General features: G+C 66.5%; 6 protein-coding genes and 1 pseudogene. 5 read left to right on the forward strand and 2 right to left on the reverse strand.

Going from position 1 to position 12,261, the window contains the following annotated elements; all coding sequences use genetic code 11:
- The 5 genes and pseudogenes from V3H18_RS00005 to V3H18_RS00025 all read left to right on the forward strand — a co-directional run.
- Positions 1-640: pseudogene (locus tag V3H18_RS00005) on the forward strand (sodium:solute symporter); the annotation flags it as partial.
- Between the two features lie 189 nt (positions 641-829).
- The gene (gene rpsO, locus V3H18_RS00010; RefSeq protein WP_332079793.1) at positions 830-1,099 is read left to right on the forward strand and encodes a 30S ribosomal protein S15; all 270 of its coding nucleotides are present in this window, start codon (positions 830-832) and stop codon (positions 1,097-1,099) included.
- Between the two features lie 195 nt (positions 1,100-1,294).
- Positions 1,295-3,436: a polyribonucleotide nucleotidyltransferase gene (gene pnp, locus V3H18_RS00015; RefSeq protein WP_332079794.1), complete on the forward strand. Its 2,142-nt coding sequence runs from the start codon at positions 1,295-1,297 to the stop codon at positions 3,434-3,436.
- A 221-nt stretch (positions 3,437-3,657) separates the two neighbouring features.
- Positions 3,658-4,218 carry a hypothetical protein gene (locus tag V3H18_RS00020; protein WP_332079795.1) on the forward strand — a complete coding sequence of 187 codons (561 nt, stop codon included), beginning with the start codon at positions 3,658-3,660 and terminating at the stop codon, positions 4,216-4,218.
- A gap of 277 nt (positions 4,219-4,495) precedes the next feature.
- Positions 4,496-5,569 (forward strand): AI-2E family transporter, encoded by a 1,074-nt coding sequence (locus V3H18_RS00025; RefSeq protein WP_332079796.1) that lies wholly within the window; start codon positions 4,496-4,498, stop codon positions 5,567-5,569.
- Positions 5,570-5,581: 12 nt separating this feature from the next.
- On the opposite strand, the gene addA is transcribed toward V3H18_RS00025, so the two are convergent.
- Both addA and addB read right to left on the reverse strand, forming a co-directional pair.
- Entirely contained in the window at positions 5,582-9,148 is a 3,567-nt protein-coding gene (gene addA, locus V3H18_RS00030) for a double-strand break repair helicase AddA (RefSeq protein WP_332079797.1), read from the reverse strand.
- Positions 9,145-12,252 (reverse strand): double-strand break repair protein AddB, encoded by a 3,108-nt coding sequence (addB, locus tag V3H18_RS00035; protein ID WP_332079798.1) that lies wholly within the window; start codon positions 12,250-12,252, stop codon positions 9,145-9,147. Before addB ends, addA begins: the two co-directional genes overlap by 4 nt.
- Positions 12,253-12,261: the final 9 nt, after the last annotated feature.

Here is a 12,261-nt window from a genome sequence, read left to right on the forward strand (position 1 = left end):
GACAGGCGCGCCGCTTGAGGCCAGGGACGTGCGCCCGGCGGACGGCGCCTATCTGCTGGAGGCCTTGCCACAGGCGACCGACCTCGGCGCGGCGGCCTCCGGCCTCCTCGCCTCCGCCATGGCCGCGCTCGGCCTCATCCTCGCCGCCGCGGGTCTGCAGGCCTGCGCCACCGCCGTCGGCCATGACGCCTTCTACCGACTGCGCGGCGAGATCGACCTCACGAGCCGGCGTCTCGCCATCAGCCGGGTGACGCTCGTCGCCGTCTCGACGCTCGGCTATGCGGCGAGCCTCACCGGCCTCGTCGCGCCGGCGACGCTGGTCGCGGCGGCGCTCGCCATCTCCGCCGCCTGCGTCGCCCCCTCGCTGGCGCTGGCCTTTTGGCCAAGGGCGGGGGATCGCGAGGCTCTGGCCGCTCTCGCTGGCGGGGTCCTTGGCCTCACGGCGTCGCTCGCGGCCGCCCCACCCAATGGCCGCATCGAAATCTACGCGCTCGCGGGGCTCGCCGGCGCGGCGCTGGGTCTCGCGAGCGGCGTCATGTCAGGGCTCGCCGGGGGCAAGGAAAAGCCCGCCGCCAGGGCGTTCATCGCCCGCATGCTGCATGGGGACGCCCCGATGTTCGAGCCCGATAAAGGGGCCTGAGCCGCGCCCTCCTCGCGCCACGGCCAAGCCCCAGGCCGACGCGCCTCTGTCCTTCGCTATTTTTTCTGCTATAAGGCGCTCGCACGCCCCGGTCCGCCGGGGCGGCGCCGCTTTGAGGCGACCGCGCTGGACGACATCCCGGCCTTGGCCGCCGCTCGCGGATCAACCTGAAAACATAAGGAAAATTCGATGTCGATCACGGCGGAGCGCAAGCAGGCGCTCATCAAGGAATATTCCACCAAGGCCGATGACACGGGCTCGCCCGAAGTTCAGGTCGCGATCCTCACCGAGCGCATCGCCAATCTGACCGAGCATTTCAAGACGCATGTGAAAGACAATCACTCGCGTCGCGGCCTTTTGAAGCTCGTGTCGCAACGCCGCCAGCTTCTCGACTATGTGAAAGTGCGCGACGAAGCGCGCTATAAGACTCTGATCGAGCGGCTCGGCATTCGCCGTTAAGTCGGCCTCCCCCGAAGGCGGCGCATCCTGCGCCGCTTTCGCCTTTATGGCGCGCCGAGGGCGGCGCGCATTCCAACGCGTGAAGTCATGGCAGGATCGCCGGACGCTGCGTCGACGCTTAACGCATCATCGTTTCCGCAGCTTCTCGCCGTCTTGCTCATGACGAACCGTTGGTTCATCTGAGAAAGACACAGCATGTTCCAAATTCATCGTGAAGAACTCGACTGGGCCGGGCGCAAGCTCGTGCTCGAGACCGGCAAGGTCGCCCGCCAGGCCGACGGCGCCGTCGTCGCTACCTGGGGCGAGACCACCGTTCTCGCCACCGTCGTCTCCGCCAAGGCGCCCAAGCCAGGCCAGGACTTCTTTCCGCTCACCGTCAATTATCAGGAAAAGGCCTTCGCCGCGGGTCGCATTCCCGGCGGCTATTTCAAGCGCGAGGGACGCCCGTCGGAGCGCGAGACGCTGGTCTCCCGCCTCATCGACCGGCCGATCCGGCCGCTGTTTCCCGACGGTTATCGCAACGACACGCAGGTGATCGCCACCGTGCTGTCGCATGATCTCGAAAACGACCCCGACATTCTCGCCCTGGTCGCGGCCTCGGCGGCGCTGACGCTCTCGGGCGTGCCCTTCATGGGCCCCATCGGCGGCGCGCGCGTGGGCTATGTCAACGGCGCGCTGAAGCTTAATCCGACGATTGAGGAGATGAAGCTCTCCGATCTCGATCTCGTCGTCGCCGGCACCCAGGACGCCGTGCTGATGGTCGAGTCGGAAGCAAAGGAGCTTTCCGAGGAGACGATGCTGGAGGCGGTGATGACCGGCCACCGCGGCTTCCAGCCGGTGATCGACGCCATCATCCGCCTCGCCGAGCGCGCCGCGAAAGATCCGCGCGACCTCGTCCTCCCCGACACGTCGGAAATCGCCCGCGCCGTCGCCGAGGTCGCCGAGGCCGATTTGCGCGCGGCCTATCAGCACACCGTGAAGCAGGAGCGCTACGCCGCCGTCGACGCGGTGAAGGCGAAAGTGCTGGCGGCGCTTTTCCCCGAAGGCGGCGAGGCGAAATACACCAAGGAGCAGGTCGGCGAAATCTTCAAGGAGCTGCAGGCCAAGGTGGTGCGCTGGAACATTCTCGACACCGGCCTGCGCATCGACGGCCGCGACGTGAAGACCGTGCGCCCGATCGTCGCCGAAGTCGGCCTCTTGCCGCGCACGCATGGCTCCGCGCTCTTCACCCGCGGCGAGACGCAGGCGCTCGTCGTCGCGACGCTCGGCACCGGCGAGGACGAGCAATATGTCGATTCGCTCGAAGGGACGTATAAGGAGCGCTTCCTGCTCCACTATAACTTCCCGCCCTATTCGGTCGGCGAGACGGGCCGCATGGGCTCGCCCGGGCGCCGCGAGATCGGCCATGGCAAGCTCGCCTGGCGCGCCATTCGTCCGATGCTGCCGGCGGCCGCCGAATTCCCCTATACGCTGCGCGTCGTCTCGGAGATCACCGAGTCGAACGGCTCCTCCTCCATGGCGACGGTCTGCGGCACCTCGCTCGCGCTGATGGACGCCGGCGTGCCGATCAAGGCGCCGACGGCCGGCATCGCCATGGGCCTCATCCTCGAAGGCGAGCGATTCGCCGTGCTCTCCGACATTCTCGGCGACGAGGATCACCTCGGCGACATGGACTTCAAGGTCGCGGGCACGTCGAACGGCGTGACCTCGCTGCAGATGGACATCAAGATCGCCGGCATCACCGAGGAGATCATGCGCGTCGCCCTCGGCCAGGCGAAGGACGGACGCCTCCACATCCTCGGCGAAATGGCGAAGGCGATCACCAGGTCGCGCGCGGAGCTTGGCGAATTCGCGCCGCGCATCGAGACGATGAAGATCGCGACCGACAAGATCCGCGACGTGATCGGCTCGGGCGGCAAGGTCATTCGCGAGATCGTCGAAAAGACCGGCGCCAAGATCAATATCGAGGACGACGGCACGGTGAAGGTCGCCTCCGCCGACGCCAATTCGATCAAGGCGGCGATCGCCTGGATCAAATCGATCGCCTCCGATCCCGAGGTCGGCATGATCTACGAAGGCACGGTGGTGAAGACCGCCGATTTCGGCGCCTTCGTCAATTTCTTCGGCGCCAAGGACGGCCTCGTCCACATCTCGCAGCTCTCCAAGCAGCGCGTGGCGAAGACGACCGACGTCGTCAAGGAAGGCGACCGCGTGAAGGTGAAGCTTCTCGGCTTCGATGATCGCGGCAAGGTGCGCCTCTCCATGCGCGCCGTCGATCAGGAGACCGGCGAAGACCTCGAGGCGAAGGAAAAGGCCGAAGCGACCGGGGGAGAGTGAGGCGCTCGCCGCGCGCTCCTTTCGGTTACGTCAACGCATCATGGCCGGGCTTGTCCCGGCCATTTTCGTCTCGGCACGCCGTTAATCCACGCGCACCCTCTCCACGTCAAGGCCGGGCATGACGGTTGAGAAGTTGTGGGATACAAGTCGGGCGCAGCACGGTTAGGCCAAGTCATGCGACGCCTTCCGCGCTCTCTCGCCTTTGGAATTGGTTCGCATTCATGATCGAAAAAATTCTCCCTCTGACTTTTCTCGTTTTTGCGCTTCCGGCTTATGCGCAAGCGCCCGACTATTCGCGCGTCCTCTCCTCGGTCACGCTCTCCTTCGAGGGCGGCGATATGGACCGCGCCGTGCTCGTCGAGAATGGCGACACGGGCGCCGATCTTTACATCTACCGCGCGCTGGAGCCCTCGCGCGAGGCGTCGCCGAAGCCCGCGCTCGTCAAGAAGGACGCCGCCTGGAGCGGCGCCATGTGGGGCCAGCTCCCCTCTCTCGACACAAACGCCAAGGGCGCGCTGCTGATAAAATCCGGCAATGACTCCATCGGGCGCGACCGCTGGAGCCAGACGCTCACCGTCCTCTATCGCAACAAGGAATTCATCGTCGCCGGGATGACGCGCGAGACGCGCGATACGCTCGATTTGAAGAACCATCATTCCTGCGATCTGAATTTCCTGACCGGCAAGGGCCTGCGCGACGGCAAGCCGGTCGCGATCAAGACGCCCGCGCCCAAGCTCGCCGACTGGTCCGACGATAAGCCGCCCGAGGCCTGCGCCTTTTAAAACCTTCAAGCGCGCCGCCACATAGGCCGTTCCCGGGAAGTGTGCGCGCGCACGGAATTTTTCGCGCGAATATGGCGCCATGCGTCTGAGTGAATATCTCTCCCTATGGAGGTATCGCCATGTTCGCCCGTCTGCTCTGCATCGCGGTCTCGGTGACCATCGCCATCGCGAAGCTGAAATCGTCCTCTGAGTCGTAAGGCCGCCGCCTGCGGCTTTTCTTGAGCTTGCCAATTGGCGCAAGCGACCCGACTATCGCCTCGGATTGAGGGAGCTTGCAATGTCCGAGGGAACAGACGCCAAGGGCGCGCAGCGTCTGCGGCTCGATGCCGACATATCCTTTCTGGCGCGGCTCGCTCTTACGATCGTCTTCATCGCGCTGACTTTCTGGATCGCGGCCCCCTTTCTCTCGGCACTGACATGGGCGCTGGTCATGGCGGTGGTCTTTTCAAGAGCGCATCGCTTCATCGAGCGCTGGTTTCGTCCTTCCATCGCGGCTGGGCTGTCCGTGCTGATCGTCGCTCTCATCGTCGTCGCGCCGCTTCTCCTCGTGTCGCAGCGGCTGATCAATGAGGCGATCGTCGGCGCCGCCTATGTTCAGGAGGAGATCGCCAAAACCGACTGGGCAAAATTCCTCGCGGAGCACCAATGGCTGCAAAGCCTCTATGAATTGATCGGCGCGCAGATCGATCTCCCAGCCATTTTGCAAAAATCGGCCGCGACTCTCACCAACGCCAGTGGGACGATCATCCGCCAGTCCACCGGCCAGGTTCTGACGGTCTTGCTCGCCTTCTATCTGCTGTTCTTCTTCCTTCGCGACAGAGTCGCCGCGCTCGATATGTTGACGCGCCTCTCGCCCTTCTCGCGGGCGGAGACGGACCGGCTCGTCGAGCGCGCCGATGACACGATCTACGCCATCATTTACGGCGCGCTTGTCATCGCCGCGCTTCAGGGCGCGCTGGGCGGCTTCATGTTCTGGTGGCTCGGCTTTCCGGCGCCGGCCTTATGGGCGCTGATCATGGGCCTGTTGTCGATCGTTCCCGTGCTCGGCACATTCGTCGTCTGGATACCGGCGACCGTCTATCTCGCGATCGAGGGACGCTGGGCCGACGCCGTCACCCTCGCCGTCTGGGGCGGCGTGGTGATCGGCAGCGCCGACAATCTCGTGCGTCCCCTGCTTATCGGCGAGGGCGTGCGGCTTCACACGGCTCCGACTTTCATCGCATTGCTCGGCGGGCTGTATCTTTTCGGCGCCGCCGGCGTCGTGCTCGGGCCTATCGTCATGACGCTTACCGCGCTGATGCTGGAGTTCTGGCGCGAGCGCGCCGCGGCGGAAGAGGATCGCGCGGCGTAAAGACGAGGAGCGTCACGCTCCGGCGACAGCGCGCGCGAAAGCGGCGTCGAGCGCCGCCTCCTCGGCTTCGACGACCCGCGCATTTTGCGTCCAGATCAGGAAGCAGCGCGGGCGCTTGCCTGGATAGAGCGGCGCGACCGCCGCGCGATAAAGCGCGAGCTGCCGCAAATGCGCGTCGTCGAGAACGGCGCACGGACGCCCGGTCTTGAAATCGGCGATGAGAATCTCGCTCGGCGTGACCGCAAGCCGGTCGATGCGGCCGGAAACCCCGACGCCATTCTCTAGAGCGCGCTGCGAAAAAGTGGATGCCGGTTTTTCGCGTAAAGCGCGCTCTAAACTTTCAGAGTCGATCACGTTATCCGCATTGGGGCGATTCCGCCCAAATGCGGCGTGATCTAGCGTCGCGACAATATCGACTTCCGCGGTCGAATCCGGTCCAAAAAGCGCGGCGAGACGCGCATCCGCGATCACGTCCAGCGCGGATTTCGCAAGTTCCGCGCGTCGCTCCGCATCGAGGAAGCCGCCGCGCACGACGAGAAAACGTTGCGCCGCCTTCTCGCGATGTTCCGGCGCGCAAGCGGGAAGATGCTGCAGAAGCGCATGCGCCAGGCGTCCATAGAGGAGACGCTCGGCGTCGGCGCGGCTTCTCGCGGCCATCTCGCCGAGCGAGGGCGCGGCGTCGGCGCCCGCGAGCGCGCTCGACGGCCGCAAGGGCGGCGCGGGCGCGGCTTCCGGCGCCGCCGGCGTCGTCGCGAAAGAAGGGATGTCGACATCGCCCGACGACGACGCCATGCGCGCGAGATCGAAACGCGGCGGCGCTTCGCCGCGCCGCAGGATCGTCGATTCGGAATCGAAAGGATCGGGCAAATTCTCGCAGCTCGCTTCGAGCGCGTTGCGGATCGACTGATGCCAGCATCCGGCGGCGGGACCGCTAGGACCGTGACAGCCGCTGATGTAAAGCCGCTCTTCAGCCCGCGTCAGCGCGACATAGAGGAGGCGCTGATGCTCCGCGCGCTCGTCCCGCCGATGCGCCTCGCGCGCCTGCGCCAGCGCCGGCGGATCGCTCTCCTTGCCGAGCGACCAGGCGAGCGGCGCATCTTCCTCTGCGCCGAGCCTGTAGAGCTTCGGATCGTGCTTGCCGGCGGGCGCGCCGCATGTATCGGGCAGAAACACGATCTTCGCCTCGAGCCCTTTCGCCGCATGGGCGGTCATCACGCGCACCGCGCCGCCGACCATCTCCATGTCGCGCTTGATCGAAAGGTCGAGCGATTCGACCGTGGCGAGAAAGCTCGTGAGCGAAGACGGCTGTTCGCGCTCGAAGCTCGCCGCGAGTTTTAGGAATTCGTCGATGGCGTCGTCGGCTTCGGCGCCGAGGCGCGCGACCAATTGTTTGCGGCCCCCGCCCGGCCCGAGGACTCCGCTGTAGAAATCGAACGGGGTCTGTGCGGCCGCGCGCGCAAGTTCATTGAGACGCTGCGCCGCGGCGCGAAAGCGCGCGTCGTCCGATTGCGCCAGGGCGGCATATAGAGAAGTGGGCCGATGCGGCGCGAGCGCGATCAGATCGTCGTCGTCAAAGCCGAAGAAAGGCGATTTCAACAGTGTCGCCAGCGTCAGATCGTCGTCGGGAAGCAGCGCCGCGCGCCCCAGCGCGACGAGATCATTGACGGCGATATGGGCGGCGAGATCGAGCCGGTCGGCGCCCGCGACCGGCACATGCTCGCTTTTCAGCGCGCGGATGATCGCCTCGAAAAGCGCGCCGCGCTTGCGCACAAGGATGAGAATGTCGCCCGCCCGTACCGGACGCGGCGCGCCCTTGTCCTCGACGCATTCGCCGTTCTCGGGCGCGAGCAGCGCCTTGATCTTTCGCGCGAGTTTATGGGCGAGCCGCTCCGCCGGATCATTCGCATCGGCGTAATCGAGCGGCAGGCGCCAGTCGGCCGGCTCCTCGGCTTTCGTCTGACCAATGGGCTCCCAGATTTCGATGAGCGCCGGGACGTCGTGCTTCCAGGATTCATGTCTTGGCGCGGGTTCCTCGGGGTCGGCGCAAAGACCCAGGCGGTTTTCCTCAAGCGCGAAAATATCGTCGACGGCCTGGAGCACGCCCGGCGCAGAGCGGAACGACTGGGTGAGCCGCACCCATTGGAAACGCATCTCGACAGTCTCGAAACGGCGTTGGAAATCGCGCCGCATTTCGTCGAAACGCCAAGGCGCCGCGCCTTGAAACGAGAAGATCGATTGCTTCTCGTCGCCGACGGCGAAGAAGCTGCGCGCGCGCTTCCCCGTTGCGGCGCGCGCGCCGACGCCCGCGCAGAATTCGTCGGCGATCGCGGCGAGTATGTCCCATTGCTTCGCGCTCGTGTCCTGCGCTTCGTCGAGCAGAATATGGTCGATCTGCGAATCGAGCTTGTAGAGCACCCAGGAGGGACTCGACCGAAAGAGCAGCCGGCGCGCGCCTTCGATGAGATCGTCGTAATCGAGCAGGCCGCGCAGCCGCTTGGCGCGCTCATATTCGGCAAGAATGGCGTCGCCGATTTGCGCGAGCGCGAGCGAACGCTCGGCCGCCGCCGCCGCCTTGCGCTTTTCAATGAGCGGCGCGAGCCGGTCGCGCTCGGCCTCCATACGCGCGAGGAGTTGAGGTTCGCCCTTAGCGAGACCGGCGGTGACGATTTTCGTTTTTCCGACCCCGCGCGGCTCGCCTTTCTGGGTGAAGAAGGCCGAGAGATAGGCGTCGATGCAGGAAGGATGCGGCGCTAGCGCATAGGCGGCCTCGAGCGAATCGGCGAGCTTGCGATCATTGCTTGAGCCGCCGCGCAGCATCGCGGCGAGCGCCGGCCATGCGTCCGGCGCCTCGCCCTCCTCGATCATCGCCGCTTCGACACGCGCCAGCGTCTCGTCGGGACGCAAGCCGAGCGCGGCGTTAAGACGCGCCGCATAATCGTCGCGTTCGCCGATGCGCGCGACGGTCGCGCGATGCCGCAGCAGCTCTTCGCAAAGCGCGTTGAAGCCCGCGCCCGACGTCTCGCGCGCGACAAGCTCCAGCGCGCCGTGCAAGGCGCCGCGCGCGCGTATGGCGCCTTCCAGAGCGCGGCGGCGCGCGGCCTCCATCAGCTCCGCCCGCTCCATATCCTCGACGACGCGAAAGGCGGCGGGAACATTCGCCTCGAAGGGAAAGATATGCAGCAGCTTCTCGCAGAAGGCGTGAATCGTCTGAATCTTGAGGCCGCCCGGCGTCTCGACGGCATGGGCGAAAAGCTTGCGCGCGAAATCGAGGTCCTGACGCGAAGCGGCCGCCGCGCCGATTCTCGCGATGCTTTCCGCAAGTTGCGCGTCGTCCAGCGTCGCCCATTGCGCCAGCGCGTCGAAGACGCGCGCCGCCATATTGGCGGCCGCCGCCTTCGTATAGGTGAGGCAGAGGATTTGCGAAGGCCGCGTCCCTTCGAGCAGCAAACGCAGCACGCGTTGCGTCAGCACATGCGTCTTGCCAGAACCCGCATGCGCCGAGACCCATGCCGAAGTTCGCGGATCGGACGCCATGCGCTGGCGCCGCTCTGTTTCGCTGGCGACGGGCCGCGCGTTCATGCGCCGTCTCCGCCGCCGCGCATCCATTCCTTCACGCGGGCGAGATGATCGTAGTCGCCGACATCGCTCATGAAAGCGGGATGCGGACGCGAAGCGTAGGGCGTCGCCGCGTTGCGAAATTGCGAAAGCAGCTTTACGGCCTCGGCGCGATGCTCGGCGACGACATCGGGTAAGCTTTCGTCTTTCCACCCAAGCCAGCGCGTCTCGCCGCCATTCTTCAGTCCGACATAGGCGGCGCCGGAAACCTGCCGCGCGCCGACCGCCTCGAAAGCGCCCGCTTCGATCATCGCGGCTTCAAGCGTCAATTGCGGCGACCAGCCGACCCTGACCTGCTTGTTGGACGGCGGCGCGCCGGTCTTGTAGTCGAAAACATAGGCGCGGCCCTCCGCATCGACCTCGATGCGATCGGCGACGGCCGTGAGAAGAAAGCTCGCGCCATCTTCGAGCGCAAGCGTCATTTTTCCCTGTGTCTCGATGAAAATTTCGCGATCCTCGTCGCGGCGCTCTCGTTCGAAGGCGAGCGCGTGGTCGAGCCCGGCCTCGAGGCGCGGCCATTGAAAACTGAGGAAAGCGGGATCGCTCATGAAGCCGCCAAGCTTCTCGCGCGCAAAGACGAGCAGCGTTTCGCGCGCGTCGAGAGGCAGGGCGCCGCGCGGATGGCGCTTAACGAATGCGGCGAGCGCTTCATGGATGGCCATGCCGATTTCGCGCGCGCCGAGCTCCAGGCCGAGCGGCGGCAGCGGCGCGAGCTTCAGCACATATTCGGCGAAGATGGCGTAGGGATCGCGCCGCAGGCGCTCGACGCGGGTCACGCTTAAACGCTGCGGCCGCAGTTCGACGGGCGGGCGCGGCTCCGGCCGCGAAATCGCGATCGTCTCCTTCGGGCGGTCGAGCGCGGCGGCGATGGCGAGCATGGCGTCGCCGCGCGCCTTGCAATTGGCGAAAGCTTCGCCTGCGAGCGCGGAAAGCCGCGCGAGAAAGCGCGAGGGGACGGTTGGCGCGCCGTCGCGCTTTACGGCGCGGCTCACCACAACCCTCGCGGCGCCGAGCGCCATGACGAAATCATGCGCGCTCTGGCCGATGCGCCGTTCCGGCGCCATGAGGCCGAGTTGCGTACGCATGGAGCGATTGAGAAAGGCCCCCGTATCGGTCTGCGGCGGCCAAACGCCTTCATCGAGCCCGGCGAGCAGAATGAGATCGGCCTCGATCAGGCGCGCCTCCAACGGCCCCAGAATCTTGAGGCGCGGATGCGCGCGCCTCGGTCCGCGCAAAGTCGCCTCGAAAGCGACGCGATCGAACAGCGCCGCATAGCTTTGCGCGTCAAATCCCGGCGGCGCTTCGGCGCGCGCGAGCCGGTCCAGAAGCTCGAAGAGCGTCGCCGCGTCTTCGTCGCCGCTCTCTTCTTCGCTCGCGATCAGGGCTTCAAACGCGGCGCGATGCGCCTCGGCCCGCGCCGCGAGCGAAGCGTTCGTCGCAAGGGCCGCCAAAGGCGCGAAAGCGGCGTCGAGGCGCGTCAGCATATCTTCAACGGCGCACCAATCGTCATCGCCGATGCGCCGCGCCGCCGGATGCGCATGCGGCGAGCGCGCCATCTCGCGCGCCGCCGCGACCTCAGCCGCCCAGCGGCCGTCAGGCGACGCGACGCTGCGCAACACGCCAATCTCGATAAGCGGCGCGAGCGCGGCGATGCGGCCGCGGGCGAAGCCCAGCCGCGTCAGCGGATGCGCGAAGAGCGCCGCGGCATTGACGGCGCTCGCGCCATCGGCGCCGATCGCGGCGACGAGCCGCGCCAGCGCGCCGATCGGCGTCGTCGCCAGCGGCTTGCCGCCGGAATCGTCGATCTCAATCTCGAAGCGTCGTAGCTCCACGGCGACGCGCCGCGCGATGTTACGATCGGGCGTGACGAGCGCCGCCGTGCGGCCCGGGGTGTCCAACGCCTCGCGCATGAAAAGCGCGAGCGTCAGCGCCTCGAGCCGCTCGTCGGACGCCTCCAAAACGACGACGTCTTCCAGCGCCGCCGCAAAGCCAGCGCCCTCGTCAGCGCGATAGTCGCGCCAGGCGGAGGTGGCGTCCGCCGGCAGCATCGCCTGCGAGACAAGCGCGCGCCGCGCCGCGAGCGCCGGCGCAAGACGCCCGAGTTCGCACGCCTCATCGCGCGCCGCGCCCATGGTCGCAAGCAGCCGTTTCAGCATGGTCTGCGGATGGGTGAAGGCCGGTTCGCCAGGCTTCTCGCCCTGCCCGACGCCCAACCAGGCGCTTTCGCTCATGAGTTGATCGAGGCCGGGCAGAACGACGGCGCCATTGTCGAGCCTGGCGATGGCTCCGAGAAGCCGCGCCGTCGTCGGATGCGCGCCGGTGGAGCCGAGCGCGATTACCGGCGCGAGGGGCGCCGTGCGCGCGAGCGCCGCGATCTGCGCTTCGACAAGACGCTTCTGATAAGCGCTCGCGTCGAGTCGCCCGCGCTCGGCGAGAATCGCCGGCCATTCATGCAGCGCGACGCGCAGAAATCTCGTCGTGATCGCCCAATAATCGTTGAAGGCGTCGTCGCTCAAAGCCTCGAAGGCCTCGAAGGAAAGCTCTTCGATATGGCATTCGTCGATCAGCGCGCCGAGATCGGCGGCAAGCGCGAAAGCGGCGGAGGGCGTCGAGGCGACGAGGAAAGGTTCGCTCTCGTGCAAATTGGGCGCGCCGGATGGATCGATCGAAATGATCGCGCGCGCCATCGCCTGCGCCCATTGCATGATGAGCTGCGAAAGCAGCAGGCGGCGCTCCAATTCCTCGATCGGCGGCGACAGCGCCTCCTCATCGCCCGGCGCGAAATCCGCGTCGAACAGCGCGACGGTCTCGCGCTCCTCCAGCGCGCCGAGCGGCAGAATGCGCGGCAGCAGCGTCGCGCGCCCCTCGAACGCGCGGGCGAATTCGACGGCGAGCGCGCGCGCGGCCCGCTGCGTCGGCACATAGATCGTCGCGCGCGCCATTTCGAGCGGAGTCGCCTCGCGCGAGAAGGAGGAAACGATCTCGCCGCCGAGCAGCGCCTTGACGAAGGTTTCAAGAAAAGGCGCGCCGGGCGCGATGGTGAAGAGATTGCGCGGCTTTGCGATCATGTCGGCGCC

The sequence above is a fragment of the Methylocystis borbori genome, assembly GCF_036576025.1.
GTDB lineage: Bacteria > Pseudomonadota > Alphaproteobacteria > Rhizobiales > Beijerinckiaceae > Methylocystis > Methylocystis borbori.

What these genes read in the sequence shown, in the direction of transcription:
- V3H18_RS00025 (WP_332079796.1), top strand. Translation starts at nt 4,496, where the DNA reads ATGTCCGAGGGAACAGACGCCAAGGGCGCGCAGCGTCTGCGGCTCGAT.
- addA (WP_332079797.1), bottom strand. Translation starts at nt 9,148, where the DNA reads ATGAACGCGCGGCCCGTCGCCAGCGAAACAGAGCGGCGCCAGCGCATG.
- addB (WP_332079798.1), bottom strand. Translation starts at nt 12,252, where the DNA reads ATGATCGCAAAGCCGCGCAATCTCTTCACCATCGCGCCCGGCGCGCCT.
- pnp (WP_332079794.1), top strand. Translation starts at nt 1,295, where the DNA reads ATGTTCCAAATTCATCGTGAAGAACTCGACTGGGCCGGGCGCAAGCTC.
- rpsO (WP_332079793.1), top strand. Translation starts at nt 830, where the DNA reads ATGTCGATCACGGCGGAGCGCAAGCAGGCGCTCATCAAGGAATATTCC.
- V3H18_RS00020 (WP_332079795.1), top strand. Translation starts at nt 3,658, where the DNA reads ATGATCGAAAAAATTCTCCCTCTGACTTTTCTCGTTTTTGCGCTTCCG.